Origin of the sequence: Pseudarthrobacter sp. efr-133-R2A-89, assembly GCF_030209315.1 — a bacterium.
In the GTDB taxonomy this organism is placed as follows: Bacteria; Actinomycetota; Actinomycetes; order Actinomycetales; family Micrococcaceae; genus Arthrobacter.
In genome coordinates this window covers 143,966-170,124 of sequence record NZ_JARVSE010000008.1, presented here as the reverse complement: position 1 = coordinate 170,124, position 26,159 = coordinate 143,966, and the positions used below count along the sequence as shown (strand labels likewise).

23 protein-coding genes are annotated in these 26,159 nt (G+C 66.9%); 11 read left to right on the top strand and 12 right to left on the bottom strand.

The window, feature by feature from the left end:
• Nucleotides 1–141: 141 nt before the first annotated feature.
• From QRM95_RS14645 to QRM95_RS14625, 5 genes are all read right to left on the bottom strand, one after another.
• Entirely contained in the window at nucleotides 142–1,827 is a 1,686-nt protein-coding gene (locus QRM95_RS14645; protein WP_285248280.1) for an MDR family MFS transporter, read from the bottom strand.
• Nucleotides 1,824–2,492: a TetR/AcrR family transcriptional regulator gene (locus QRM95_RS14640; RefSeq protein ID WP_285248279.1), complete on the bottom strand. Its 669-nt coding sequence runs from the start codon at nucleotides 2,490–2,492 to the stop codon at nucleotides 1,824–1,826. The genes QRM95_RS14645 and QRM95_RS14640 overlap by 4 nt, the downstream gene beginning before the upstream one ends.
• A 128-nt stretch (nucleotides 2,493–2,620) precedes the next feature.
• Nucleotides 2,621–4,048, bottom strand: coding sequence for a class II fumarate hydratase (locus QRM95_RS14635; RefSeq protein WP_285248278.1), 1,428 nt, complete (start codon nucleotides 4,046–4,048; stop codon nucleotides 2,621–2,623).
• Nucleotides 4,049–4,135: 87 nt separating this feature from the next.
• Nucleotides 4,136–4,750: a carbonic anhydrase gene (locus QRM95_RS14630; RefSeq protein WP_285248277.1), complete on the bottom strand. Its 615-nt coding sequence runs from the start codon at nucleotides 4,748–4,750 to the stop codon at nucleotides 4,136–4,138.
• Between the two features lie 9 nt (nucleotides 4,751–4,759).
• Nucleotides 4,760–5,527, bottom strand: a complete 768-nt coding sequence (locus tag QRM95_RS14625; protein ID WP_285248276.1) for a DUF4245 domain-containing protein — start codon at nucleotides 5,525–5,527, stop codon at nucleotides 4,760–4,762.
• A 138-nt stretch (nucleotides 5,528–5,665) separates the two neighbouring features.
• On the opposite strand from QRM95_RS14625, the gene glpX reads away from it, so the two are divergent.
• Complete coding sequence (gene glpX, locus QRM95_RS14620; protein ID WP_285248337.1) at nucleotides 5,666–6,688, top strand: class II fructose-bisphosphatase; 1,023 nt, start codon at nucleotides 5,666–5,668, stop codon at nucleotides 6,686–6,688.
• 89 nt (nucleotides 6,689–6,777) lie between these two features.
• Nucleotides 6,778–7,812 carry a lipid II:glycine glycyltransferase FemX gene (locus tag QRM95_RS14615; protein ID WP_285248275.1) on the top strand — a complete coding sequence of 345 codons (1,035 nt, stop codon included), beginning with the start codon at nucleotides 6,778–6,780 and terminating at the stop codon, nucleotides 7,810–7,812.
• A 6-nt stretch (nucleotides 7,813–7,818) separates the two neighbouring features.
• On the opposite strand, the gene manA is transcribed toward QRM95_RS14615, so the two are convergent.
• Genes manA through QRM95_RS14595 form a run of 4 tightly spaced genes read right to left on the bottom strand, consistent with a single transcriptional unit; the run spans nucleotide 7,819 to nucleotide 12,525 of the window.
• On the bottom strand, nucleotides 7,819–9,060 hold the full coding sequence (gene manA, locus QRM95_RS14610) for a mannose-6-phosphate isomerase, class I (protein ID WP_285248274.1): 1,242 nt from the start codon (nucleotides 9,058–9,060) through the stop codon (nucleotides 7,819–7,821).
• Between the two features lie 33 nt (nucleotides 9,061–9,093).
• Nucleotides 9,094–10,737: an LCP family protein gene (locus QRM95_RS14605; RefSeq protein ID WP_285248273.1), complete on the bottom strand. Its 1,644-nt coding sequence runs from the start codon at nucleotides 10,735–10,737 to the stop codon at nucleotides 9,094–9,096.
• Between the two features lie 10 nt (nucleotides 10,738–10,747).
• On the bottom strand, nucleotides 10,748–11,332 hold the full coding sequence (gene purE, locus QRM95_RS14600) for a 5-(carboxyamino)imidazole ribonucleotide mutase (protein WP_285248272.1): 585 nt from the start codon (nucleotides 11,330–11,332) through the stop codon (nucleotides 10,748–10,750).
• A complete protein-coding gene (locus tag QRM95_RS14595) occupies nucleotides 11,329–12,525 on the bottom strand; it encodes a 5-(carboxyamino)imidazole ribonucleotide synthase (protein ID WP_285248271.1) in 1,197 nt (398 codons plus the stop codon). The genes purE and QRM95_RS14595 overlap by 4 nt, the downstream gene beginning before the upstream one ends.
• A 171-nt stretch (nucleotides 12,526–12,696) precedes the next feature.
• Between QRM95_RS14595 and QRM95_RS14590 the strand changes: the two genes are divergently transcribed.
• Nucleotides 12,697–13,254 (top strand): GtrA family protein, encoded by a 558-nt coding sequence (locus tag QRM95_RS14590; protein ID WP_285248270.1) that lies wholly within the window; start codon nucleotides 12,697–12,699, stop codon nucleotides 13,252–13,254.
• Between the two features lie 12 nt (nucleotides 13,255–13,266).
• Here QRM95_RS14590 and QRM95_RS14585 read toward each other — a convergent pair whose 3' ends face one another.
• A complete protein-coding gene (locus QRM95_RS14585) occupies nucleotides 13,267–13,968 on the bottom strand; it encodes a TIGR03089 family protein (protein ID WP_285248269.1) in 702 nt (233 codons plus the stop codon).
• A 388-nt stretch (nucleotides 13,969–14,356) separates the two neighbouring features.
• Between QRM95_RS14585 and QRM95_RS14580 the strand changes: the two genes are divergently transcribed.
• From QRM95_RS14580 to QRM95_RS14570, 3 genes are read left to right on the top strand one after another with little or no spacing between them, the layout of a single operon-like run.
• The gene (locus QRM95_RS14580) at nucleotides 14,357–14,887 is read left to right on the top strand and encodes a WhiB family transcriptional regulator (protein WP_285248268.1); all 531 of its coding nucleotides are present in this window, start codon (nucleotides 14,357–14,359) and stop codon (nucleotides 14,885–14,887) included.
• A gap of 29 nt (nucleotides 14,888–14,916) precedes the next feature.
• On the top strand, nucleotides 14,917–18,282 hold the full coding sequence (locus tag QRM95_RS14575; protein ID WP_502934969.1) for a glycosyltransferase: 3,366 nt from the start codon (nucleotides 14,917–14,919) through the stop codon (nucleotides 18,280–18,282).
• Nucleotides 18,275–19,969, top strand: coding sequence for a DUF5719 family protein (locus QRM95_RS14570; RefSeq protein ID WP_285248267.1), 1,695 nt, complete (start codon nucleotides 18,275–18,277; stop codon nucleotides 19,967–19,969). The genes QRM95_RS14575 and QRM95_RS14570 overlap by 8 nt, the downstream gene beginning before the upstream one ends.
• Nucleotides 19,970–20,040: 71 nt before the next feature.
• Here QRM95_RS14570 and QRM95_RS14565 read toward each other — a convergent pair whose 3' ends face one another.
• Entirely contained in the window at nucleotides 20,041–20,553 is a 513-nt protein-coding gene (locus QRM95_RS14565; RefSeq protein ID WP_285248266.1) for a metallopeptidase family protein, read from the bottom strand.
• Between the two features lie 118 nt (nucleotides 20,554–20,671).
• On the opposite strand from QRM95_RS14565, the gene QRM95_RS14560 reads away from it, so the two are divergent.
• The 4 genes from QRM95_RS14560 (at nucleotide 20,672) to QRM95_RS14545 (ending at nucleotide 24,208) form a co-directional block, all read left to right on the top strand.
• Nucleotides 20,672–21,058: a DUF3499 domain-containing protein gene (locus QRM95_RS14560; protein WP_285248265.1), complete on the top strand. Its 387-nt coding sequence runs from the start codon at nucleotides 20,672–20,674 to the stop codon at nucleotides 21,056–21,058.
• Between the two features lie 79 nt (nucleotides 21,059–21,137).
• Nucleotides 21,138–21,365 carry a Trm112 family protein gene (locus tag QRM95_RS14555; protein ID WP_285248264.1) on the top strand — a complete coding sequence of 76 codons (228 nt, stop codon included), beginning with the start codon at nucleotides 21,138–21,140 and terminating at the stop codon, nucleotides 21,363–21,365.
• Between the two features lie 73 nt (nucleotides 21,366–21,438).
• A complete protein-coding gene (gene ahcY / locus QRM95_RS14550; RefSeq protein ID WP_109863448.1) occupies nucleotides 21,439–22,905 on the top strand; it encodes an adenosylhomocysteinase in 1,467 nt (488 codons plus the stop codon).
• 64 nt (nucleotides 22,906–22,969) lie between these two features.
• Nucleotides 22,970–24,208, top strand: a complete 1,239-nt coding sequence (locus QRM95_RS14545; RefSeq protein WP_285248263.1) for a L,D-transpeptidase — start codon at nucleotides 22,970–22,972, stop codon at nucleotides 24,206–24,208.
• Between the two features lies 1 nt (nucleotide 24,209).
• On the opposite strand, the gene QRM95_RS14540 is transcribed toward QRM95_RS14545, so the two are convergent.
• Complete coding sequence (locus QRM95_RS14540) at nucleotides 24,210–25,010, bottom strand: RDD family protein (RefSeq protein ID WP_285248262.1); 801 nt, start codon at nucleotides 25,008–25,010, stop codon at nucleotides 24,210–24,212.
• 86 nt (nucleotides 25,011–25,096) lie between these two features.
• On the opposite strand from QRM95_RS14540, the gene QRM95_RS14535 reads away from it, so the two are divergent.
• Nucleotides 25,097–26,089, top strand: coding sequence for a stage II sporulation protein M (locus QRM95_RS14535; protein WP_285248261.1), 993 nt, complete (start codon nucleotides 25,097–25,099; stop codon nucleotides 26,087–26,089).
• The last annotated feature ends 70 nt before the right edge of the window (nucleotides 26,090–26,159 follow it).

Sequence of the window (26,159 nt, the reverse complement as noted above, 5' to 3'; positions counted from 1 at the left end):
GCGCCCGACGCCAAGGTTGGCGGTACGGAACAGGGACGCCGCAACCCCCAAGATTGCGGCGTCCCTGTTGGCCTCAGGCCGCCCTGAGGCCCCCGGACCGGCACCCGGCCGGCCACGGCTGCCCCAGGCGTCCGACGACGGTCAGCGGCCCGGGGAGACCAGCTCGCCGTCGTCGTCCCTGGCATGCTCGTCCACGCCGGCGTCCGCAGCGCGGGCCGCGGAGTTGGCGGGCAGCCCGGCGGCGAGCCGTTCTGCCTCCTCCCCGCCGACCGCCTCGCCGCGTGCCACCATACCTGCGGTATCCGACAACGGGATCTGCTTAAGCGTCAGGGCCAGCAGCAGCGCCAGGGCAATGAACGGCAGCAAGTACCAGAACACGGGTGCAAGCGAATCCGCGTAGGCGTTCACGATGGCGTCGCGCAACTGTGAGGGGAGCTGGCTTAACGCCTGCGGGTCCAGCGTCCGGGTGGACTGCCCGGCCTGCTCGGCGGAGGCTCCCGCGCCGGTAAAAGCGCTGGTCAGGGCCTCGGAGAGGCGGGTGGTAAAGATGGACCCGAAGACGGCCACGCCCATGGCGGCGCCCACTTCGCGGAAGTAGTTGTTGGTGCTGGTGGCGGTGCCGATTTGGTCGGCCGGTACCGAGTTCTGGACCACCAGGACCACCACCTGCATGATCAGGCCCAGGCCGGCTCCGAAAACGAACAGCTGCAGGCAGATGACCCAGATGGGGGTGCTGGCCGCAAGGGTGGTCATCCAGAGCATGGCCGCCATGGTGAAGACGGCGCCCAGGATGGGGAACACCTTGTACTTGCCGGTCTTGGAGATCCTGATGCCGGAGTAGATTGAGGTGCCCATGAGGCCGGCCATCATAGGGAGCATGAGGAGGCCGGATTCTGCAGCGGACGTGCCGGAGGACATCTGCAGGAACGTGGGGACGAACGCGATGGCGGAGAACATGCCCAGGCCAAGGGTGAAGCCGATGGCGGTGGCGTTGATGAAGATCCGGTTCCGGAACAGGCTCAACGGGATGATCGGGTCCTCGGCGCGCCGCTCCACCATGACGAACGCGGCGGCAGAAACCAGCAGGCCCGCGCCAAACGCCCAGGTGAGGGGTGAATCCCAGCCCTCGTCCTTCTTGCCGCCGAAGTCGGTGAAGAAGATCAGGCAGGTGGTGGCGGCGGAGAGCAGGACGACGCCGAGGACGTCGATCCGCTTCTCCGCCTTCTTGTTGGGCAGGGTCAGCGCAAACCAAGCGATGGCAAAGGCGGCAAGGCCAACGGGGATGTTGATGTAGAACGCCCATTCCCACGTCAGGTGGTCCACGAAGAAGCCGCCCAGCAGCGGGCCGGCCACGGCGGAGAGGCCGAAGATTGCACCGAGCGGACCCATGTACTTCCCGCGCTCCTTGGCGGGAACAATATCGGCGATGATCGCCTGCGAGAGGATCATCAGGCCGCCGCCGCCCAGGCCCTGGATGGCGCGGAAGATGACGAATCCCCAGAAGTCGGTGGCCAGGGCGCAGCCCACCGACGCGAGGGTGAACAGCGCGATGGCCACCAGGAACAGGTTGCGGCGCCCCAGGATGTCACCGAACTTGCCGTAAATCGGCATCACGATGGTGGTGGCCAGCAGGTAGGCGGTGGTGATCCACGCCTGGTGCTCCACGCCGCCGAGCTTGCCCACGATGGTGGGCATTGCCGTGGAGACGATGGTCTGGTCCAGGCTGGAGAGCAGCATTCCGGCGATCAGCGCGGAGAAGATGATCCAGATGCGTTTTTGCGTCAACAGCAGGGGTCCTGCCGGCGGCTTGGCGATTGCGGTGCTCATTGGTTTCCTTCTGCGGCGGTGGCCGTGCTGTCGAATGGCTGGGAGAAAAGGAGGCTGGCGGCGGAAATGTTCTCCAGCAGCAGGTCCGGATAGCTGCGGGTATTGCCGTCGGAGAAGTAGGCCATGCTGCTCTTGCGGGCGATGGTGCTGAGCAGGACCACTGCCATCTGCACCACTGGGTGGTCCGGCGCCACGCCCTCACGCCTGGCGACGTCCCGGGCGAACTGGGCTTCGCGCTGTTCCGTGACCCCGATGATTTTCAGGATGAGCTGCGGCTCCTTTTTGACGACCCCGATCAGCTGCCGCGTTTCTTCCTCGGACTCCGTCATGCCCTCGGCCAGGCGGAGGGAGAGCCGGACCAGGTCGCTGAACAGGGTGGGCGAAATTTCGCCGGGGCGGGAGCCGGCGGCACCGGCCACGAATTCCTCGATGGCATCGGCCGGAACGTCGTCCTCGGCGTGGCCGATGATGGCGTCTTCCTTGGTGGGGAAGTAGTTGAAAAAGGTCCGGCGGGAGATACCCGCAGCCTCGCAGACTTCCTCCACGGTGTAACCGTTGAGCCCGTGCTCGGCGGTCATGCTGCGGGCAGCGGCTGTGATGGCGCGCCGGGTGGCGGCCCGTTTGCGTTCACGGAGGCCAGGGTCCGAAGTTGCACTGTTATTCACAAAGTAAAGTTTTGCACTAAGTCTAAACAAGTGCAAGTTTATTGGGAAGCCGCAGGGGACTTAAACGACGACGGCGGCCGGTACCTTTCCTGCGAAAGGTTCCGGCCGCCGTCGGACGCTGTGGCGTGTTATGCCTTGTGCGCCGGAGCCGTCATGGTGGTGACGTCCAGGGCCTTCTCCAGGTCTGCCTCTGAAACCTTGCCGTCGCCCTCGCCCACGAAGCCAAGCTGCTCGGTGGCCTGGCGGATGGTCAAGCCCTCCTTGACGGCCGTCTTGGCGATCTTGGCGGCGTTCTCGTAGCCGATGTACTTGTTCAGCGGGGTGACGATGGACGGGGAAGCCTCGGCAAGGAAGCGGGCGCGCTCCACGTTGGCGGTGATGCCGTCGATCATCTTGTCCGCCATGACCCGGCTGGTGTTGGCCAGCAGCCGAATGGACTCGAGCAGGTTGGCGGCCATGACCGGGATGCCCACGTTGAGCTCGAACGCGCCGTTGGTGCCGGACCAGGCGATGGCGGTGTCGTTGCCGATGACCTGGGCTGCCACCATGATGGACGCCTCGCAGATGACCGGGTTGACCTTGCCCGGCATGATGGAGGAGCCCGGCTGCAGGTCCGGGATGGCGATTTCGCCGAGGCCGGTGTTGGGGCCGGAGCCCATCCAGCGGAGGTCGTTGTTGATCTTCATGAAGGAGATGGCGATGTTGCGCAGCTGGCTGGAGGCTTCGATCAGGCCGTCGCGGTTTGCCTGTGCTTCGAAGTGGTCGCGCGCCTCGGTCAGCGGCAGGCCGGTGTCCGTGGCGAGCAGTTCGATCACGCGCTCCGGGAAGCCTGCGGGGGTGTTGATGCCGGTTCCCACGGCGGTGCCGCCCAGCGGAACCTCGGCGACGCGGGGGAGCGAGGCGTTGATGCGCTCGATGCCGTAGCGCACCTGCGCGGCGTAGCCGCCGAACTCCTGGCCCAGGGTTACCGGGGTGGCGTCCATGAGGTGGGTGCGGCCGGACTTGACCACGTCCTTGAACTCGACGGCCTTGCGCTCCAGCGACTCGGCCAGGTAGCCCAGCGCGGGGATCAGGTCGTTGATCAGGGCGGAGGTGGCGGCGACGTGGACCGAGGTGGGGAACACATCGTTGGAGGACTGCGAAGCGTTGACATGGTCGTTCGGGTGGACCACTTTGTCACTGCCGGCAGCCTTCAGGGCGCGCGTGGCCAGCTCTGCCAGGACCTCGTTGGTGTTCATGTTCGAGGAGGTGCCGGAGCCGGTCTGGAAAACGTCGATGGGGAAGTCGCCGTCGTACTTGCCGGCGGCCACCTCATCGGCAGCGTCTGCAATCGCCTTGGCCAGCTCGCCGTCGAGCACGCCCAGTTCTGCGTTGGCCTGGGCGGCAGCCTTCTTGACCCGGGCCAGCGCCTCAATGTGGGTGCGTTCCAGGGTCTTGCCGGAAATGGGGAAGTTCTCCACTGCCCGCTGCGTCTGCGCGCGGTACAGTGCGTTCACGGGGACGCGGACTTCGCCCATCGTGTCATGTTCAATGCGGAACTCTTCAGTGGAAGTCATGGGGCTAGCTTATGGCGATCAGGCGCCCCATCGAAAACCGTTAAGGGGGCCGCACGGAGGTCCCGTGCAGCCCCCTGGACGGTGTGGCTACAGCTCGCCGATTCCGTAAACCAAGTCAGCGCGGCCTTCCGCCAAGCGATAGGAAAGGCCCACGACGGCGGTCCGGCCGGCCTCGATTGCGTCGGAAATCACACGGGAGCTGTCCGCCAGGCGCTGCGAGGTCTGCTTGACGTGCTCCACCACCATGTCGTTGACCTCGTGCTGGTCGTTGCGCAGCGAGGTCAGGACAGAGGGCGTGATGCGCTCGACGAGGTCGCGGATGAAGCCTGCCGGCATCTCGCCGGTCTCTACGGCGTCCTTGGTGGCCGTCACGGCGCCGCAGCTGTCGTGGCCGAGGATGACAATCAGGGGCACGTTCAGCACTCCCACGCTGTACTCCAGGGAGCCCAGGACGGCGTCGTCGATCACTTGGCCGGCGGTGCGGACCACGAAGACGTCGCCCAGGCCGACGTCGAAGATGATCTCCGCCGCAAGCCGGGAATCGGAGCAGCCGAAGATCACCGCGAACGGATTCTGCGTCTCCACCAGCGATGAACGGCGGGACGCGTTCTGGTTCGGATGGGAGGACTCGCCGTTTACGAAACGTTCGTTGCCTTCGCGCAGGCGGCGCCAGGCCAGTGCAGGGGTCAGGTTAGTCGTCACGGCCCCACCTTACGGCGTGGGGGCCGCCGAGGGTGAAACTGTGACGGCCGGGCTGCTGTCCAGGGAGGTCACGACGGCGGCCGCCAGCGTGGAGAATTCGTCCAGTTGGGCGGCGCCGGAGAGGATGACGGTGCTGCCCCGGTAGTTCAGGATCATCGACTTTTCGCCCTTGCCGGTGTCACGCAGTTCCCAGTCCTGGCCGCCGGCGTTCCGGGTACCCGTAACGGGGGCGTTCTTGGTCTGTTGGAGGAGCCAGGTGGGGTTGGCACTCTTGGTCTGCACGAGGGCGATGAACGAGGTCTTGGGCGTCAGATAGCCAACTTCCCACGTGGGCACCCCGCTGCCCGTCCCGGCCTCCCACCGCGCGTAGTTGGCGCGGAAGGCGTTGCCGGTATCCGGCGCGACGGGTGTGAATCCAGCCACATCCGCGGCGTTCCGGGCCACCGACGCGACGTCGATATCCGGCCGGTAGCCGTCACTCTTCGGCTGTGGGTTCATCAGGACCACAGGCAGGAACGCGGCAATGCTGAGTACCAGGGCAATGATCATGCCGATCACCGAGGCGTTGGCCCGTTTGGCGGCCGCCGCCGGAATGACGGGCTTTACGGGGGTTTCCGCACCGGTCCTTGCGGCCTCGGGCCGGCCCCCGGGCTGTGCCTGGCCGGAATTGGGGCTGGTGGCTTCCTGCATGTCATTCACTTCTCTATAGTCGCCCATCCCGGAGCCGTAGTTCCATTCGGGGGTCAGCAGGCCGCGGCGGCGGATGTCCGGGCACATTGCGCCGTCGCGTCATGGGCCGCCCGCCGCGCGGCGCCGCGACTATGATCGGTACCAGAGGAATCACCGCTCTGCTGCACCGGCAAGCGGGTTCAATGATCGCCACTCGAAGAAGAGGTTCACGTGTCACCAGCGTCCATGACCCAGAAGTACTCCACGATTTCACCGTCCCTTGCGGTGGGCCACGACGAGCCGGACCGCAACCTTGCCCTTGAACTCGTCCGCGTCACCGAGGCCGCGGCCATTGCCGGCGGCCACTGGGTCGGCTTCGGCGACAAGAACACCGCCGACGGTGCGGCCGTCGATGCCATGCGCTCCTTCCTGCAGACGGTCCACTTCAACGGCGTCGTGGTCATCGGCGAAGGCGAAAAAGACGAAGCCCCGATGCTGTTCAACGGCGAACGCGTCGGCGACGGCACCGGCCCCGAGGTTGACGTGGCCGTGGACCCCATTGATGGAACACGGCTGACCGCCCTGGGCATCAACAATGCGCTGGCCGTCCTGGCCGTAGCCGAGCGGGGTTCCATGTTCGATCCCTCCGCCGTGTTCTACATGGAAAAGCTCGTCACCGGTCCTGAAGCGGCGGACATGGTGGACCTGCGCCTGCCGGTCAAGCAGAACCTGCACCTGATCGCCAAGGCCAAGGGCGTGAAGGTGAACCAGCTCAACGTCATGATCCTGGACCGGGACCGGCACCGCCCGTTGGTGGAGGAAATCCGCGAGGCCGGCGCGCGCACCAAGTTCATCATGGACGGTGATGTCGCCGGGGCCATCGCGGCGGCCCGCTCCGGCACCGGCGTGGACGCCCTGATGGGCATCGGCGGTACCCCTGAGGGCATCGTGGCCGCCTGCGCCATCAAGTCCCTCGGCGGCGTCATCCAGGGCCGCCTCTGGCCCACCAGCGACGAAGAGAAGCAGAAGGCCATCGACGCCGGCCACGACCTGGACCGCGTGCTTTCGACCAACGACCTCGTCTCCAGCGACAACTGCTACTTCGCCGCGACGGGCATCACCGATGGCGACCTGCTCAAGGGCGTCCGCTACTCCAAGGACAAGGTCCTGACCCAGTCCATCGTGATGCGTTCAAAGTCGGGAACCATCCGCTTTGTGGACGGCGAGCACCAGGCCAGCAAGTGGGAGGGCTACGCCCGCAAGAGCTGATCCGCGTCCGGAAACGGATACCAGGGCCCCGGGGCGCCGTGCGCGTTCCCGGGGCTTTGGCGTTAACGCCTTGGTATAGGGTTTAAGCCATGATTCCTGCCGTTGTGCCCTGTATTGACCGCGCCCTCTGGGACGAATTTGTCGACCGGTTCCAGGGCCACCCGCAGCAGCTGTGGGGCTGGGGAGAGACCAAGGCGATGCACGGCTGGTCGGTGGACCGGGTCCTCGTCAAGGCCGGCGACGAAACCATTGGCTGCGCCCAGCTGCTGGTCCGGAAGCTGCCCGCACCGTTCCGCGCCCTGGTCTACATCCCGCGCGGTCCGATGTGCACCGTGGAAAATGCGCAGGAGGTGCTCAACCGGCTGGCCGAGCACGCCGCCCTCCGCCACCGGGGCGTTGCCCTGAGCATCGAACCGGACTGGGACCGCGGCTCTGCCTTCGCCGGTGCCGTCGCCGCTGCCGGCTTCCGGGAATCAGCCAACACCGTCCTGATCCCCAGGACACTGATCCTGGACCTCACCCGGTCAGACGACGAACTGATGGCGGAGATGTCCAAGTCGACGCGGGCCAACATCCGCAAGGCGATGCGCAGCGACGTGGAATTCCGCAAGGTCAAGAACGACGCCGAGCTTGAGCAGGTGCTTGCCATCTACCACGACACGGCCCAACGTGCCGGCTTCGGCATCCACGAGGACCAGTACTACCGCGACATCTTCCGGAACCTGGGGGATGCCTCGCCCATCATCGCCGCGTTCGACGGCGAACAGATGCTTGCGTTCACCTGGCTTTCCCGCAGCGGCACCACCGCGTTCGAACTCTATGGCGGCGTGTCCGCCGAGGGCCAGAAGCAGCGCGTGAACTACGGGGTCAAGTGGGCGGCATTGCAGTCGATGCGGGAAGACGGCTGCAGCCGCTATGACTTCAACGGCCTCCTGAACGACGGCATCTCCGACTTCAAGAAGCAATTCGCCAAGCACGAGGACATGCTCCTGGGCACGTGGGAGAAGCCGTTGTCGCCGTTCTACCCCGCGTACTCCACAGCCATGCCGCTGGCCCGCAAAGGCCTCCAGACGGCCCGCCGGCTGGTCAAGGGCGCGGCGGGCCGGGCGGCAGGCGCTGATTAAGCGGCGCTAGAGTCCCGTAGTCACGGCGAAGGCGAGGGCGGGCTCATTGCTGCCTGCCGCGCGGTGGACGTTGACCGGGGCCTCGGCAGCAGCCACGAACGCGCTGGAACCGCGCGACAGTTCCAGGTCGCCCTTGGGTGAGTCCAGGTAGACGGCACCGGCCACCACTATGACCACGGAGGCGCCCGACTGGGCCAACGGGACGGGGCCGGAGTCCGGGCCCAACTCGATGCGCTGAAGCTGGAACTCCCCGAACGGCGGCCGGTACACTTCCTGGTCCATCATGGTCTTCCCGGCATGAAGCATCGGAACGCCCACCGGGTGGAAGTCGATGGTCTTCAGGAGCTCCGGCACGTCGATGTGCTTGGGGGTCAGGCCGCCGCGCAGGACGTTGTCCGAGGACGCCATGACCTCTACGCCGAGGCCATGCAGGTACGCGTGGACGTTTCCTGCCGGCAGGTAGACGGCCTCGCCGGGCTGCAGGGAGATCCTGTTCAGCAGCAGCGAGATCAGGACGCCGGGATCGCCAGGGTACTTCTCATTGAGGCTGATGACGGTTCCGAGCTCGGCCTCGTACGGCGCCAGGGGAGCACCTGAAAGCAATGCTGCCACCACGAGGGCCGTAGCCTCGGCCACGGCCTGCCCGCCGGTGATGAGCCGTTCGAAGGCGGCGTGGAGGCCGGCTCCTTCATCTGCCGCGGAGAGCTCGGACAAGAGGTCCTGCACCAGGGCAGGGCACTCGTTCGGCGATGGGAAGGCCCCGGCAACGTGGTCCAGGATCTTCCGGGTCTCGGCCGCCGGGCGGAATCCGCACAACGCCTCGAACGGCGTGAGGGCGAAGATCATTTCCGGCTTGTGGTTGTCGTCCTTGTAGTTCCGGTTGGCGGCATGGGGGTCGAGCCCTGCATCTTTTTCCCGCGCGAACCCGGCCCTTGCCTGCTCCAGGCTGGGATGGACCTGGAGGGACAGCGGCTGGGCTGCTGCCAGGATCTTGGCCAGGAAGGGCAGCCGGGGGCCAAAAGCGGCCACTGATTCCGCGCCCAGGAAATGCTCAGGGTCGGAGGCGATCAGGTCGTCGAGCGGGCGTCGTCCGCCGTCGGGAGTGTGGGCCACCGACGGCGAATCAGGGTGCGCGCCGATCCACAGTTCGGCCTCGGGCCGCCCGGATTCGGGGCGGCCGAGCAGCGAGGCGATCGCCGTCGTCGAGCCCCATGCGTAATCCCGAAGGACGTTCTCGATCTCGTACAAGGATGTTCCGTTTCCCTAGGTGTGTTGGGACGGCTACAGTGCGGCGCACTGGCCGTTGGTGGCCACGAGGTTGCGGATGGCCTGCTCGTTGCCCTGGCGCTTGAAATCGTCGAGCATCTGCTCCGTGATCGGCTCGCCGTCGGGGGTGGTGGTCACCGGTGTGAAGTCCGACGGCGCCGTGGACTCCTGCGGCAGTCCTCCGGTCATGGCCCGCGAAAGCCCGGCCGGCCCAGCCGCCTGGACGTGCCCGGCACCGGCTGCCGGTGCGTTGATCGTGTCGTCGGCCGCCCCCGTTGCCTGGGCTCCGGACGCTGACGCGAGCAGCTGGTCCACACGGTTGTGGATCTGGTCGAAATCGGGGTTGGTGGAGAATGCGGGGTCGAAGTCCGGCGGCCCGATGGTGAGCCGCTTGACCTCCTTGCCCTTGGCCTTGATGGCCAAGTCCACAAAACTGCCCAGCTGGGTGGAGGAGATGTTGGACTCCACCACCTTGGTGCCAGCGTTGGCAATATCCTCGAATTTGGACAGCAGGGTGGCCGGGTCCAGCTGCTTGAGCATGGCCTGCTGCACGCACTGCTGGCGGGCGATGCGGGCGTAATCGTCCACGAATTCGCGTGACCGCCCGTACCAGAGGGCGTGGTAGCCGTCCAGGGTGTTGTCGCCGGCCGGTATCCAGCCCAAGGGCATGCCGTGGATGCCGTTGGCTTCGTCGATGGTTTCACCGCTGATGGGCACCCAGCCGCCGGCCTTGATCCTGATGCCGCCCATGGCATCGATCAACTTGGAAAAGCCGTCCATGTCCACCAGGACGTAGGCCTGGATGTCCATGCCAAGCGTTCCGGATACGGCCTCCAGGGTGGCTTGTGCGCCCGGGTCCGCCACGCCCGGGTAGAGATTGGCGTGCTCGTTGGTGACCTCGGTGTTGATGGCGTTGATCAGGCATTCGTCCCCGCAGTCGTAGCCGTCTGGGTAGAGGGCGCGCATGGGTGAATTCGCACTGAACTGGGCATTTTGGAAGTTACGGGGGATCGAAATGATGGCCGTCTGGCCGGTCTTGGCGTCAACGCTCAGCACGGAGAGGCTGTCGGGGCGGCGACCGGTGCGGTCGTCGCCGGCGTCGCCGCCCATCATCAGGAAGTTGTACCTTCCATCCACTGGCTCAATGGCGGGCCCGGACGAGAAGATGCTACCGATCGCATTCCGACCCACGTTCAGAAGGTAGGCGGCGTAGCCAAGGGACCCGCTGCCAAGGACCAAAGCCAGCACCAGGGCGATTCCGACGGCGGGGCGGGCCGGCGGTGCCAGCAGGACCGGGCGGATGATTCGCAGGGTGTTGACGAACAGCAGGGCCCAGCCAACAGCCAGGGCCGTCAGCAGGATCACCAGTACCAGTGACGTGACGGGGTTGGTGAACACATTGATCACCAGCGTCCGGTCCAGCAGCAAGAGGACCACTGCCAGGACCAGGAGCGCCCAGACGCAGAGCGTGACGCGCAACGCGATCCTGCCCAGCTTCCGGTCGCCGGCCACGAGCTGGGCGCTCCCCGGTACCAGCAGCGTCAGGAGGACCAGCACAAAGGCCCGTTTGGTGCGGACTGCCGGGGAAGCGCCGGCCGGGTAACGGACCGGATCAGTCAAGATCGCTCCGGTGCCCGGTTGCTGCGTGCTGCTGGCCATGCCCGCCGCCCTAACGGCTGCCCCGAAGTGAGCCGGACACGTCAGGGAAGACTTCGCTGACTTTCTGCCGCAGGTTGGCGCCCTTGCGCGAGGCGACGGCGTTGAGGTCGGCGGCGAAATCCAGGAGGTCGGCGCGCAGTGACGCGGCGAGTTCATCCGTACCGGAGGCAAGCATCCGCACGGCCAAGAGGCCCGCATTGCGTGCACCGCCGATGGATACCGTTGCCACCGGCACCCCTGCAGGCATCTGGACGATGGACAGTAGCGAGTCCATGCCGTCAAGGGTCTTCAACGGGACGGGGACACCAATGACCGGCAGGGGAGTGACGCTGGCCAGCATGCCCGGCAGGTGCGCAGCGCCACCGGCCCCGGCGATGATGACGCGCAGCCCCCGCTCGTGCGCCGTCTGGCCGTAGCGGATCATCTCGGTCGGCATCCGGTGTGCCGAGACGACGTCGGCTTCAAACGGGATGCCGAATTCGGCGAGGGCCTCGGCCGCTGCCTCCATGACGGGCCAGTCCGAGTCGGAGCCCATCACCAGGCCCACCAGGGGGCTGGCCCCGGTACCGGCGGCTGGGGTGGCTTCGGCGCTCATGCGTTCTCCTCGAAGATAGGGGAAGGTTCCTCGGCGCCGGCACGTCCATCACGGATGATGGCCGCAACCGCCGTTGCCCGGCGCCTGACCGAGTCAACGTCCGTCGTCGAACTTCCCACCAGGTTGACATGGCCGATCTTACGTCCGGGCCGCACAGATTTGCCGTAGCAGTGGACCTTGGCGGCCGGCTCGCTGGCCAGGGCCATCGGGTAGGCGGAAAAGAGGTCCTGGTTTTCCCCGCCCAGGAAATTCTTCATCACGGTGACGGGGGCCAACGCGTCGGTGGCACCCAGTGGAAGGTTAAGGACTGCGCGCAGATGCTGTTCGAACTGGCTGGTGATGGAGCCATCCTGGGTCCAGTGGCCGGTGTTGTGTGGCCGCATGGCCAGTTCGTTGACCAGGAAGCCGGCGCCCGCGCCTGGCGTTTCGAAAAGTTCAACAGCGAGGACGCCGGTGACGTTGAGCTCCGCTGCGATACGCAACGCGGCGTCCTCGGCGGCTGCGGCCACCTCCAGCGGGATGTCCAGTGCGGGTGCGATTACCTCGTCACAGACACCATCCACCTGGATGGTGTGGACCACCGGCCAGGCCCGGGCTTCGCCGTCCGGGGTCCGCGCCACCAGGGCGGACAGTTCGCGGGTGAACTCCACCTTCGCTTCGGCCAGCAAGGGGCTCATGGCGGCGAACCACTCGTCGGCGCCGGCAGCTTCCTCTGCGGAGGCAACAATCCGGACGCCCTTGCCGTCGTACCCTCCGCGCGGCATCTTCAGCACCACGGGCCAGCCGGTTTCCTCGCCGAAGCTGACCAAGTCCGCGACGTTGTCCACTGACGCCCAGGCGGGGTTGGGCAGCTCCAGCCGGTCGATGGCTGCGCGCATGACCAGTTTGTCCTGTGCATGGACCAGGGCGTCGGGTCCGGGCTGGACATTGACCCCGGCTTCCTGGAGCGCCCTGAGGTGTGCCGTCGGCACGTGCTCGTGGTCAAACGTCATCACGTCCAGGCCCCGGGAAAAGTCCAGGAGGGTCTGCAGGTCCTTGTAATCGCCCACGGGCGTGGCCGGTACGGCAGAGACCGCGGAAACGTCCTCGCCTTCGGCAAGGACACGGAGTTCGAAGCCGAGTGCTGTAGCGGCAGGGGCCATCATTCGCGCAAGCTGGCCGCCGCCAACTACACCTATTACTGGAAAAGTCACGTATGCCAGCCTACCGAAGACGCACCGTATCCCGCTTTTACGGCCCGGCAGCAGCGCGACATTTTCTGCTGTGGCCGGCAGCGGGGGGCAGCCCGGGGCCAGTCCAAAGCTTTGGGGGCTAAAATAGGTCCTTGGCCGAGTGGCCCACAGTTCGGACGGCCATGGAGGGTCATGTTTAGCGCACTTGCAGATCGTATCCGGGGGCTTGCCTCGCTCTTCTGGCGGGAAGTGGCCAAATTCGGGGCCGTAGGCGGTGTGGCATTCGTCATTGACAACGGGTTGACGTACTACCTGATGCACGGCCCGATGTCGGACAGCGAAGCGAAGGCGCGCTTCGTGGGTGCCACCGTGGCCACGGTCTTCTCGTGGGTCGCGAACCGCTTCTGGACCTTCCGGCACAGACGCCAGGCCAATGTGCTTCGCGAGTTCGTCATGTTCGTCATCATCAATGGCATCGGGATCGGGATCTCCACCGGATTCACCGCGCTGGCCAAGTATGGGATGGGTATCGACGACAAGAACCTGCTGTTCCTGGCAGGTGTCGCGGGCATCCTCGTCGCCACTGTGGTCCGATTCTTCGCGTACCGCTTCCTGGTGTTCAACCAGGAACTGGACCAGGAGCCGGAGTTCTCGCACGACCACGAACTCATCGAAGCGCATCCGCACCGGGAGCCAGCCCGCGCTGAACGTCCCGCTTCCGCCCCTGTCGACGGTGGCCCGAAGGCCTAAGCCCCGCGCTTGCTAGCTGCCGTGGATGCGTTCGTCGGCCAGCAGTTTGTCCGTGAGTTCAACATCCTGGTGGGTAAGGACCACGGAGCCGCCGTGCTGCCAGGCGCCCAGCGCGTTGGACAGCGCCGACTCGAGGCCGTTGCCCGCTGGAATGTGGAGGCGGACGCCTTCCCCATGGGATGCGCCAAAGTCCGTGAGCAGGTCTTTGTGCTCCACCGGGCGCCCATCGCCCGTAAGGAGCGCGCGGGCTGAGGGATCCGGGTCCCCGTGCGGCATGAACACGTCCCCGTGGGACCGTACCTCTGCCGCGTAGTCGATGCAGCCACCCGGGAGTTCCCCCGGCCAGCGCATGGCGAGGGCGGGCAGCGCGACGGCGATCACGGCGTGTTGCCCTTTTGGCGCGTCGGCAGGGGCGGCTGTCGCCAGGAAGTCTGCCGGGCCGCCGTCGAGCACTGCTTCCAGGCCAAGCTGCCAGCCTGCCAGCGCCCAGACCAAAGCCTTCCAGTGCGCCGGAAGCGCAAGTCCGAGGCGCATGCCCGGCTCTGCGTCGAGCTCGTCCTGAAGCAGGTTGCTGGTCTTGGCCACCCAGTTGTCCAGGACCCGGCCCGACAATTCAACGCGTTCCGAATCCGGCCCGTACCAGGTCAGGCGCGGTGCCGTGGAGTTGCCGGAACGGAGGCTGCCCATCAGGGTGATGGCGGGGATCGATGTCATGGCTTCATCCTGCCATCCCGGATTCCCCGGGTCGCCAGCGGCGGGACAGTGCTTCCCCTTCCACCGCCGGAGTGATGTTTATCACCATACCTGCTAAGTGTGCTTGCTATTTTAGCCCGTAGAAGGTATTTTCCCCGTCGTTGCGCTGTTTTTGCGGCTTTCCTGCCCGGAATATGCTGCTTCCGGCACGCGCCACGCCGGGGCCGGCAAAAAACCCGGGCGTGGCGTGCGCAAAGTTCTTAGGCTTAACTGTCTATTATCCCGGCTACGGCTTGACTCGCCCTAGTTACACGCGTGTAATTAGGTATCTAAAGCAATTGCGTAAATACCGGCACACAACCGAGTGTCCATGTATCAAGGCAGTGGCTGCAACGTCAGGAGGGTCGCCGTGGGGCAAGCAGAGCGTATCCAGGAAGATGCCGTCGTAGCCGGCCAGGCAACGGCAAAGTACCGTGCGCGGGGGGTGCCAAGCGATTGGTACGTTGACCCTGCCGATCCTGATGCTGCGGAACGGTACAAAAGGAATTCCGGCAGCGTCCTTGAAGACCAGGCCACGGCCTTCCTCGCGGCCCATGAGGCCTTGCTGGACGGCGCGGAGCCGGAGGACGATCTGGATCCGCCCATGGAGCTTGCCGCCCCCGGCAGTGCGCAGCCGGTATGGATCGGGCTGCCACTCCAGCAGGACTTCGATGACGAAGGCGAACTGGGCTGGCAGACTGACGCTTTGTGCGCCCAGACTGACCCGGAGGCGTTCTTCCCGGAAAAGGGCGGTTCCACCCGCGACGCCAAGAAGGTGTGCGGCGCCTGCAACGTACGGTCGCAATGCCTGGAGTACGCGCTGGCCAATGACGAACGGTTCGGCATCTGGGGAGGCCTTTCCGAGCGTGAGCGCCGGCGGCTTAGGAAGCGAGCGATCTAATTCTTCAGGATGTCCATGTCACTGCCGTTGTGGTCGCCCACAACGGCAGTGCCTATCTGCCCAGAACCCTGTCAGCCCTGGCTGGCCAGACCCGGCCTGTCGACCGTGCCATCGGCGTTGACGCCGGTTCCGCCGACGACTCTTACAGCCTGCTTCGGGAATCCTTGGGCGACGCAAGCGTCCTGGCCTGCCCGCGGACCAAGGGCGGCATGGGGGCTGCCATCTCCGCAGGACTCGCCGGTCTGGTTCCCAAAGCCGGGTCGGGCAGCGGCGACGGAACGGAATGGATCTGGCTGCTGCACGACGACGCCGCCCCGGCGCCTGATGCACTCGCTGAACTCCTCGGTGCCGTGGAGCGCGCGCCCTCCGTGACCGTGGCCGGCTGCAAGCAGCTCGACTGGCATTCGCCGCGCCGGCTCATCGACGTCGGACTTTCCACCAGCCGCTGGGCTGAGCGGCTCACCTTGATCGACGCCGATGAGCTGGACCAAGGCCAGTACGACGGCCGCACCGACACTTTCGCCGTCAATTCCGCGGGCATGCTGGTCCGCCGCGATGTTTGGGAACAACTGGGCGGTTTCGACCCCGCCCTGCCTGGCAGCGGCGACGACGTTGACTTCTGCTGGCGGAACCGGCTGGCCGGCCACCGCGTCGTGGTGGTCCCCGCAGCCCGCATGTTCCACGTCGCGCACCGGCCCCACGCGTTGGGAAACCCCGCAGCAGCCCGCAAGGCACAGGTGCACCTGCGGCTCAAGCACAGCCCGCTCTGGATGGTGCCCGTCCACGCCCTGGGCGCATTGCTGGGCAGCCTCTTCAAACTCATCCTGAGCATTGTGGTCAAGGATCCCGGCCACGGCATTTCACAGCTCGTGGCCACCTGTGCGGCCCTGGGCCGTCCACGGGCGGTGGCAAAAGCGCGAAGGGCGGCCAAACGGACCCGGCGGATCCGCCGCTCGGTGATCCGCAAGCTGCAAACACCACGCCGCGAGGTGTGGAGCCACCGCCGGTCCCTGATGGAGGCGCTGGGCTCGGACGGATCCGGCGCTGACCACCTGGTGCAGGATCCGCTCGCGCACCAGCCCACCGGTGACGCCGCTGATGACTTTGCCGCCCTCGCCACCGCCAGGAGGGGATGGGTGGGCAACGGCGCCCTCGCCGCCGTCATCATTGCGTCCATCGCCTCGCTCCTGGCCCTGACCGGCCTGTTCCGGGCCAATGCCGTCACCGGCGGCGGCCTGATCCCGGTTTCGGCCGGCCTGGGCGACATCTGGCACAACGCCTCCGGCTGGTGGATCAGCCTGGGAGCCGGACTCCCCGGCCACGGCGACCCCTTTGGCTATGTGCTGTGGATCATAGGTGTCCTGGGTGGCGGCGATGCCAACCCGGCCATGGCGTGGCTCCTCCTCCTGGGCGCCCCGCTCTCCGGCCTTACCGCCTGGTTTGCGGCAGGCGGCCTGACTGCCCGGCGCCGGCTCCGGCTCGCAGCCGCCATCTTTTGGGCAGCTGCCCCGGCCCTGCAGGTAGCACTCAACCAAGGCCGCGCCGGCGCACTCATAGCCCACATCATGATCCCGCTGGTGGTCCTGGGCCTGCTGCGGGCCACTGGTTCAGCCGTGGGCCACGGCAGCTTCAGCCTGGAAACCCCGGGTGATGCACGTCCGGCCGACCAAACGCCTGCCAAACCGGGCGTCAACGGCATGCCGTCCTGGACTGCATCCGCCGCAGCCGGCCTGGCCCTGGCCGTCACCACAGCCTCTGCCCCTTCCCTGCTTGTCCCGGCCGTTGTGCTCATTGTCCTTTGCGGGGTCCTGCTGGGCCGTCGGGGGCGGACCGTCTGGTGGGCCCTGCTGCCCAGTGCGGCCTTGTTCGTACCCTTCGCCCTTTCCACCATAGACAGGCCGCGCGCACTCCTGGCCGACCCCGGACTCCCGCTCAGCTTCGACTCCGCGCCGCTGTGGCAGCAAATTATCGGGCAGCCCCTGGCATTCGACCCCGCCGGCGGATTGCAGGGACTGGGACTGTTCTCCGGCGGACAGGTGCCCTGGGCCCTGCTGATGGCACTGCTGATCGCTGTCCCGGTTGTGGCCCTCGCCATCCTTGGCCTCTTTATCGCGGGACGCCCGGCCCGGGCCGTGCGCTGGTTCTGGATTGCGGCACTGGTGTCACTGGCCAGCGGATGGCTGACCAGCCACGTTGCCACCGGCATCAATGCCGATTCCCTGGTGACCCCGTTCCCGGGCCCGGCGGTCTCGGCTGCCTCCTTCGCCCTGCTGTCCGCCGCAATTTTGGGCGCCGGCCAAGTCATGTCGGCAGTGGACCGCCGGTCCGCTGCCGGGTCCAAGGCCACCACTGCGGCACGCGCCGGGCTGGCAGTGGGCCTGATAGTCCTGCTGGCCGGACCATTGGCCGGGATGGCGGCGTGGTCCGCGCAGAACCTCCTGCGTCCTGCGGCGGCCCCCGCAGCTGCACCGGCAGCACCGGCGGGTACTCCTGCGCCATCCGGCTCCGGGACCGGCGGAGCACTCGGCGCCGCCCGGCTGGTGGAAGCCGCGAACGCACGGTCCCTGCCTGCTACGGCAATCGACCGCGGTACCGGACCCGAACAGACCCGCACCCTGCTCATCAGCACCAGTGACGACGGCACCTATAAGGCTTCCCTGATGCGGGGGTCCGGGACCACCTTGGACAACCTCTCGGCCATAGCGTCCGCCCGCACCATCATCGGTGCCCCGGGCGCCGAAGAGGTCCGCGACGACGACGACGTCACGGCCTCTGTCCGCCGTGTCGTCGCCACCTTGGTTGCCGGGCAGGGAGTGGATCCCCGTGCCGATCTCGAACAACTTGGCATCGGCTTCGTGGTGCTGCGGGCCGCAGACACGGCAGCCCAACTGACGGCCAGCCGCATGGATGCCGTACCTGGCCTGGTGGCGGTGGGGCAGACGGACGTCGGCTGGCTCTGGCGCATCAGCCCGTCGAACCAGGCGGTGCTGCAGGCTGCGGACGTCGCCCACCGCGTCCGCATCGTGGATCCGCGCGGTGCCACCACAACCTCCGTCCCCTCCGGCCGGGACGGCGTTGACGCTGCCGTCCCCGCCGGTCCGGAGGGCCGCCTGGTGGTGCTTGCCGAGCGCGCGGACCCGGGCTGGAGCGCCTGGCTCGACGGCCGCAAGCTGACATCAACCACGTCCGGCTGGGCCCAGGCCTTCACCCTTCCGGCCTCGGCCGGCCAGCTGACGGTCCGCTACGACAACCCGTGGGCTTTCTGGGCAGCTGCAGGCCAAATCACGGTGATCGGCCTGACCGTGATCCTCGCTGTCCCGATGCCGACGCAACGGCCGCGGACCGGCCTCTCACGCGACGAGGGCTCCCTGCGTAAGGAACACCAAAATGCATGAGCACACCCCGCCGGCGGCTGCCGAGGCTCCCGCCCCGGTCCACGCACCGGCTCCAGTCCAAAGCGAAACCGGCGGTGACGCCCAACGGCCCGGCCGCGGTTCCACCCGGGTGCCTCGCGGCAGGGGCCGGGCAGCGCGGGTGGCCGGAGCAGCCGCAGGGGTGCTCATCCTCGCGGGCGCTGGGGCCGTAGTGGCTGCCGGGTCGCTGGTGCAGGGGCCGGCGTCGAGCCGTGTTCTGCCGGTGGCACGGGCAGCTGTTCCGGCAGGAGCCAGTGTTGGCGTGTGCCCGGGGCCTGCGAGGCTGCTGGAGGGTACGGGCACCGGTACCGACGCCCAGTTCCGGCCGGAGTCGGCCACCGCCGCGACCAAGGTCACCGCCGCCGTGCTGGGCGCCGGCGGCGTGCTGCCTGCGAGCCGCCTGACCCGCCTGGACGGGACGGCCGTCGTCGAGATCGCCAAGGACGCCGGGCAGTCTCCGGCGGCCGGAACACCGCAGGAACTCCGCGCCGGAGTGGTGGCGGACCGGGCCGCAGACCAGGTCAACGTCCTCAGTGCCAATGCCGTGGCCAACCAGAACGCGTCCGCAGCCGGGGCCATGAAGTACACCGCCACCGACGGCGACCTGCAGGGGAGTGCGGCAGCCACCTGCGGACAACCTTCCAACGACCAGTGGCTGGCAGGTGCCAGCACCACAGTGGGCCGGACTTCCGTCCTGGCATTGACCAACGCCTCCAGCACCCCTGCCACGGTAAGCCTGGAACTGTACGGTGGCGCAGGGCAGATCCAGGCGCCGGGCAGCCGTGGCCTGCTGGTGGCCCCAGGCACCACCCGCAGCGTCGTCCTTGCCGGCCTGGCGCCCAACGTTCCCCAGCTCACCGTGCGCGTCCGCAGCGCCGGTGGGCCCGTGGCTGCCTCGATCCAGCAAAGCGTCCTGCGCGGGCTGACCCCCGGCGGCGTGGACTTCATTGCGCCGGGGACGGCGCCGGCCGTCCGCCAGGTAGTGCCCGGAGTGGATATCCAGGATCCGGCCGGGCTCGCCGCGCTGACGTCCCGCAACGGCTACGGGGATGCCGCCCCGGCGCTCCAGCTGACGGTTCCAGGCGCTTCGGACGCCGTGGTGGAGATCAAGCTGTATGGACGGGACGGCCAAACCGCACTCCCCGCCGGCGGCGTGGTCACCGCCAAGGCCGGCTCCGTCACGGAAGTGTCCCTGGCCGGGGTTCCGGCGGGCCAGTACACCGTTGCCGCCTCATCGGACGTTTCCTTCGTGGCGGCCGCCCGAATGAGCCGCGGCCTCCAGGCCGGGCAACCCTCGGATGTGGCGTGGGCGGGGTCCGCCGTGCGGCTGGGCAGCCAGCATGTTGTTCCGGTCCCCAAGGGCGGCCTGCGCCAGCTGGTGTTCGGCGCCCTGGACACACGGGCCACCATTACCTACGCGCCCATCACCGCCGATGGCAAGGTCCGGCCGTCCGCCACTGCGGACATCGCCGGCGGAACCACTGCCACCATCACCGTTCCGGACCAGGCTGAGGGAGCCGACGTCGTCGGGTATGTGGTGTCGGCGTCGGGGGACGCCGCCTACGGTTCCGTGCTGTTGGGCCAGGACGGGCGGAACGACGTCTCCACCCTGGCATTCCTGCCGGCTGCCGCCGGACAGGAAACCGTCCCGGTTACCCTGGGCTACTAGGATTCCCCACAGCCGGGATGCCCGCCCAAGGACCCAAGGAGTGGCCGCCGCGCGGCTGCCCGGCGCCGGGGTCAGTAGCGGCGGCGGTACACCGGGTCCAGGGTCTCCGGGGCCACGCCGAGCATCTCCGCGGTGTGCTCCACCACGACGTCGTGGACCAGGTCCTGCAGCTCCTCCACACTGGAGCACGCGTTCTCAACAACGCGGCGGTACACCGTAATCATGGGCCCCTCGCCACCAGCGGCGGGCGTGTAAGCCCCCATGGGCGCAGTGGTGCCGCTGGCGGCCAACTGTTCGAGGTCCGGCGGGATTTCGTCGACGCCGAACCGGACGCCGTCAAGGGTCTTGCCCCAAATGTCATGGAGCCGATGCGCCGAGTCCAGGACCAGATCGTCGAAGCGGTCGCCGCGGGTCCGGTAGCCGGGGTGGGTGGGAAGCATTACTTCGCCGCGCAGGCCGCGTCCGTGGCGGTTCCGGCGCCGCCGCAGGAAGCTCCTGCCGGTGGTTTCCACGCCCGGCGCAGCCGAGGCGTCCGGGTCAGCCAACCGGACCGAAAAACCTGATTCATGGTTCGATGACTGCATATACCGACTCTAAACCCGGGGGCGGATTTACGCGATATATTCCCGTGGCGGCCCGTGCGCGTCGGTGACTGCAGCCAATGCACGGGTTTCGAGGGATATAAGGGTAGTCTGTGATGTCGTGGGAGCTATCCGTCAATGTTCAAGGTCCGCCTGCCGCCAGTCGGCGGTAGCGACCCTGACGTATGTCTACGCGGACTCCACCGCCGTCCTCGGTCCGCTGGCCACCTACGCCGAGCCGCACTGCTACGACCTCTGTGAACAGCATGCAGGCTCGTTGACGGTTCCGCGCGGTTGGGAAGTTTTGCGGCTGGCCATGCCGACCACCCCGCAACAGCCCGGCCCGGACGACCTCCTGGCCCTCGCAAACGCCGTCCGTGATGCCGCGGCGCGCCCGGCGGAGCCACAGCCGCCCACCCAGCGCGGGCACCATTCCGCCCTCGAAGCGCCGGCCGGAACCGAAGGGACCCGGCGGGGGCACCTGCGCGTCCTTCGAGAACCTTCCTGACCGGCATCTGGCGGTAGGCTGGTTGCTGCACATCTTTTCCGCTACCGGCGCGAGCGCGCCCGCCAGGGAGCAAGAACACATGCCAAAGATCAGTCCCGAGCTGTTGTCCGTCCTGCGCTGCCCCGTGACCGGCTCGCCCCTGGTCCAGGAAGGCGAAGAACTGGTGGCCACCACGGCAGATGAAGCCGGCGTCAATAACCGGTACGCCATCGAAGACGGAATTCCGTTGCTCCTGCCGCCGGAACTGCTGGCGGCAGCGGCAACAGCGGGCTCGGACCAGCACGATCCTGCCGCGGCAGGGCAATAATCCACTTGCACCAGCCCGCAACGAGAAACAGCAGGACGGGGACCAGGACCCCGCCTCAAGCAAAGGACCATTCATGACTTTTGAGTACAAAGTTGCCGACATCTCCCTGGCGGAAGCCGGGCGGCACCAAATCCGACTGGCGGAGCACGAAATGCCCGGCCTGATGTCCCTGCGCGAAGAATTCGGGCCAACGCAGCCGCTCAAGGGCGCCCGGATCGCAGGCTCCCTGCACATGACGGTGCAGACCGCGGTGCTGATCGAAACCCTCACCGCGCTGGGCGCGGAGGTCCGCTGGGCCTCCTGCAACATCTTCTCCACCCAGGACGAGGCCGCAGCGGCAGTCGTCGTGGGCAAGGGCACCGTCGAGGACCCGCAGGGCGTGCCCGTTTTCGCCTGGAAGGGCGAGACCCTCGAAGAATACTGGTGGACGGCCGAACAGATCCTTACCTGGCCCGGTGCCGAGTCCAACCCCGAACTGGGTCCCAACATGATCCTGGATGACGGCGGCGACGCCACCATGCTGGTCCACAAGGGAGTCGAGTTCGAGGCCGCGGGCAACGTCCCCTCCGCAGACCCCGAAGATTCCGAGGAGTACGGCATCTTCCTCGAGGTGCTCCGCCGCTCCCTCGCCGCGGACCCGCAGAAGTGGACCCGTACCGCGGCCACCATCAAGGGCGTCAGCGAAGAGACCACCACCGGCGTCCACCGCCTGTACCAGCTCGCGGACCAGGGCAAGCTGCTTTTCCCGGCCATCAACGTCAATGACTCCGTCACCAAGAGCAAGTTCGATAACAAGTACGGCATCCGCCATTCCCTGCCCGACGGCATCAACCGTGCCACCGACGTGCTCATGGGCGGCAAGGTCGCCGTCGTCTGCGGGTACGGCGACGTCGGCAAGGGCGCCGCGGAGGCCCTCCGCGGCCAAGGCTCACGGGTGATCGTCACCGAGATCGATCCCATCTGCGCGCTGCAGGCAGCCATGGACGGCTACCAGGTGGCCAAGCTGGAATCAGTCCTGGCACAGGGCGACATCTTCATCACCACCACGGGCAACAAGGATGTCATCATGGCCGAGCACATGGCGGGCATGAAGAACAAGGCCATCGTGGGCAACATCGGCCACTTCGACAACGAAATCGACATTGCCGGCCTGGCCCGCGTTCCCGGCGTCAAGAAGGTTGAGATCAAGCCGCAGGTCCACGAGTGGGTCTTCGACGCCGGCAGTGATGCCGAACGCTCCATCATCGTGCTGTCCGAGGGCCGGCTCCTCAACCTGGGCAACGCCACAGGCCACCCGTCCTTCGTGATGAGCAACTCGTTCGCGAACCAGACCATCGCGCAGATCGAGCTGTGGACCAAGAAGGACCAGGACGAGTACGGAAACAAGGTGTACGTCCTGCCCAAGGTCCTGGACGAAAAGGTCGCCCGGCTGCACCTGGATGCCCTGGGCGTGGAGCTTACCGAGCTGACCAAGGACCAGGCTGAATACCTGGACATTGACGCGGCAGGCCCCTACAAGCCCGAGCACTATCGTTACTGACACGTGAGGGCCCGGGCGCAGCAACGCGCCCGGGCCGTTATTTTCTGCACGTAGGATCGACACTATGGAGCCTGAGGAAAAGCCCCGCCGCCGGGGGAGCGTAAAGAAAATTCTCGCCGTAGCAGCCGTATGTGTCCTGGCTGCCGTGGGCGGGGTTTTCGCCGCCGTCGCACCGGGCCTTGCAGGGGGTCCGCTCGAATCTGAAGCAGCCTCCGCACTGCGCACGTCCCCCGGAATCGCTTCTCCCGTCGTGCCCCCGGTGACACTGGATGCGTCGCCGGCCAACGGCGCCAAGCAGGTCAACCCCGCGGCCCCGGTTTCCCTCAAAGTGGCCAACGGGACCATCCAGCGAGTCACCCTAACCAGTACCGCCGGGAAGATCGTCGAAGGCAGCATCGACGCCAACGGGACGGCATGGACCGCCTCCGGCCCCCTGGAGTTCAACACGGACTACAGCTACACGTACGTGGTCAAGGACTCGGCCGGACGCGAAACCAGCACCACCCAGGCCTTCAACACAGTGTCCAGCTCGCATGAGGCGGATGCCGCCATCTATCCGCTCAACGGCATGAAGGTGGGCGTGGGGCAGCCCTTGCAGATCATCTTCAGCGAGCCGGTAGTCAACCGCGCCGCCGTCGAAAAGGCCATCAAGGTCACCACAACGGCAGGCCAAAGTGGTGCGTTCCACTGGCACAGCGACACCATGGTCCGGTACCGGCCTGAAAACTTCTGGGCAGCCAATTCCACCATCACCATGGACATGCAGCTCTTTGGTGTGGACCTGGGCAACGGCCAGATCGCAAACTTCAATAAGAAGGTCAACGTCTCGATCGGAGACAAGAAGGTGGCGGTCGCGGATGCCACCGCGCACACGTTCACGCTCAGCGTCAACGACCAGCCGGTCAAGACCCTGCCTGTCAGCATGGGGGACAAGCGGTTCCCTTCGGCCAAGGGGTACGCGGTGCTGATGGAGAAGAACAGGTTTGACCATTTCCGGGCCTCCACCATCGGACTGAAACCCGGTGACCCCGCCTACTACGGTGAAGCCGACGTCGAATACACCATCCGCCTCACCCTGAGCGGCGCCTACATCCACCAGGCGCTCGAATCCGCCTATCCCTATATCGGGAACACCAACGTCTCCCACGGCTGCATCGGGTTCCTGCCCGACGGCGCAGCCTGGGTGTTCGACAACATGGGAACCGGAGACGTGGTCCAGATCATCAACACCGAGGGTGATTACGCGGCCAACACCGACGGCTACGGGGACTGGAACATCCCGTGGAACGAGTACGCCAACTGAGTCAGCCGTTGAACGGCAGCCGCTGGAGCCGTTGACCCACCGAGGAATTCCGGCGGCGCGATTCAGAAAGCCTGGTGAACTCCCGGTTCCGGCGCTCGGCGACGACGGCCGCCAGGAAATGGTCAGGGCCGGTCCCCGGGGGTGGTGCGGGGGATACGTGCGCCGACAGTTCGGAGGCGATCGCCGCGGCCATCTGCGCCCTGGAATGCGGCGCCATCCGGCCGGCCTGGCGAATGAACTGTGCGGCCCTGCGGGCCGTGGCGTCCGGAATCCGGCCGATGTCCGCGGCCGCTGCCCACGGCTGCAGGTGCGGCGGCACGAACACGCGGATTGCCTCGTCGGCAGGCACCCGGCTGCGGACCGCGTAGGCGCCGGCCAACAAATCGCCCAGGCGGCGGGATTTGTCGTTGAAGAGCGCCACGGCACATGCCAAGCCGCCAAACGTCAGGTAAATTTCGAGGAAGCCAGTCAGCCCCCGGATCAGCGCGTGCCGGAACCTGATACTGCCGCCGTCCTCGCGGACAACCCGGAGGCCGGTGGCCAACTTGCCCAGCGACCTGCCCCGGCTCAGGGTCTCCACACCCACCGGGACAACCACGAGGCAGAACACCGCGGCGGCCAGGGCCAGCGCACGTGCGGCGGCCTCATCCAGGCCCCTGCCGGCGGCGGCCAGGCCAAACATGAATCCCACCAGCAGGACCACGTGCAAGACGACGTCGATGACCAGGCCCAGAGCGCGGGCGGCGAAGGTGGCCGGCCGAAGTTCGAGGACGACTGCCTCGCCGGTGATGATCGGACTCACTGCGTCCCTGCCCTTCGCAGCTGGTGATGCGGACGACCGCACGGTGTGGACGGTCAAAGTCTAATGCCGGGCGCTAGGCTGTAGCCGTGGACATGGACGCCTTCTCCGCTGTGAATGCGGACAAATGGTCGCGGCTGAAGGAGCTCGCTGCCAAACGCAGGCTCACGGGTGCCGAGGCCGATGAACTGCTGGCCCTCTACCAATCCGTGTCCGGACACCTGTCACTGGTCCGTTCCATTGCCCCGGAGAGTGCATTGTCCGCCTCCCTCTCCGCCACGCTCGCCCTGGCCAGGACCCGCTTCACCGGTGCACGGTCCAACGCGATGGCCGACCTCGCAAGGTTCTTCGTGGCGGCCCTGCCGGCGGCGCTGTACCGGCTCAGGTGGCTCACAGTGGCCTGCGGCGCAGTCTTCGTGCTTGTCGCTGCCGCCTACGCGGCGTGGATCGGAACGTCCCCGGATGCCCTCCGTGCGGTGGCATCCGAATCCGCCGCTGCGCAGTATGTCGACCAGGACTTCATCAACTATTACTCGGAAAATCCGGCAGCGTCCTTCGCCGGTGCTGTGTGGACCAACAACGCCTGGATCTGCGCCCAGGCGGTGGCCCTCGGAATTACCGGCGTCTGGGTGCCGATGATCCTGTTCAACAACGCCCAGGGCGTGGGGATTGCGGCCGGGATCTTCGCATCGGCCGGCAAATCCGATGTGTTCTTCAGCTACATCCTGCCGCACGGCCTGATGGAGCTCACCGCCGTCTTCGTGGCCGCGGCCGCCGGCCTGCGCATCTTTTGGGCAATGGTCTCACCGGGTCCGCGGACCCGGAGCCGCGCCGTGGCGGAAGAGGGCAGGTCGCTGGTTACGGTGGCCTTGGGGTTGGTCCTGGTGCTGCTCGTCTCCGGCCTTGTGGAAGGTTTTGTGACGCCGAGTCCGCTGCCGGCGTGGGCACGAATCGGCATCGGCGCGGCGGTTCTTGCTGCGTACTGGGTTTATGTCCTGGTGTGGGGCCGCCGGGCCTTCCTGGCAGGGGAACGCGGGGACCTTCGCAGCGAAGATGCCGGTTACGCGGAAATCGCTGCCTGAATCGTTGTAATCCAGCCGGGGTGGTTCCTCGCCCAGCAGAAGTTCCGGACGGTAGGCTCGAGGGCAGAAT

Excerpts from the sequence above, each read along its gene's own strand:
- QRM95_RS14590 (WP_285248270.1), top strand. The coding sequence starts at position 12,697 with ATGTTTAGCGCACTTGCAGATCGTATCCGGGGGCTTGCCTCGCTCTTC.
- purE (WP_285248272.1), bottom strand. The coding sequence starts at position 11,332 with ATGAGCGCCGAAGCCACCCCAGCCGCCGGTACCGGGGCCAGCCCCCTG.
- QRM95_RS14625 (WP_285248276.1), bottom strand. The coding sequence starts at position 5,527 with ATGTGCCCGGACATCCGCCGCCGCGGCCTGCTGACCCCCGAATGGAAC.
- ahcY (WP_109863448.1), top strand. The coding sequence starts at position 21,439 with ATGACTTTTGAGTACAAAGTTGCCGACATCTCCCTGGCGGAAGCCGGG.
- QRM95_RS14605 (WP_285248273.1), bottom strand. The coding sequence starts at position 10,737 with ATGGCCAGCAGCACGCAGCAACCGGGCACCGGAGCGATCTTGACTGAT.
- QRM95_RS14585 (WP_285248269.1), bottom strand. The coding sequence starts at position 13,968 with ATGACATCGATCCCCGCCATCACCCTGATGGGCAGCCTCCGTTCCGGC.
- QRM95_RS14615 (WP_285248275.1), top strand. The coding sequence starts at position 6,778 with ATGATTCCTGCCGTTGTGCCCTGTATTGACCGCGCCCTCTGGGACGAA.
- QRM95_RS14645 (WP_285248280.1), bottom strand. The coding sequence starts at position 1,827 with ATGAGCACCGCAATCGCCAAGCCGCCGGCAGGACCCCTGCTGTTGACG.
- QRM95_RS14555 (WP_285248264.1), top strand. The coding sequence starts at position 21,138 with ATGCCAAAGATCAGTCCCGAGCTGTTGTCCGTCCTGCGCTGCCCCGTG.
- QRM95_RS14635 (WP_285248278.1), bottom strand. The coding sequence starts at position 4,048 with ATGACTTCCACTGAAGAGTTCCGCATTGAACATGACACGATGGGCGAA.
- QRM95_RS14570 (WP_285248267.1), top strand. The coding sequence starts at position 18,275 with ATGCATGAGCACACCCCGCCGGCGGCTGCCGAGGCTCCCGCCCCGGTC.
- QRM95_RS14545 (WP_285248263.1), top strand. The coding sequence starts at position 22,970 with ATGGAGCCTGAGGAAAAGCCCCGCCGCCGGGGGAGCGTAAAGAAAATT.
- glpX (WP_285248337.1), top strand. The coding sequence starts at position 5,666 with ATGACCCAGAAGTACTCCACGATTTCACCGTCCCTTGCGGTGGGCCAC.
- QRM95_RS14565 (WP_285248266.1), bottom strand. The coding sequence starts at position 20,553 with ATGCAGTCATCGAACCATGAATCAGGTTTTTCGGTCCGGTTGGCTGAC.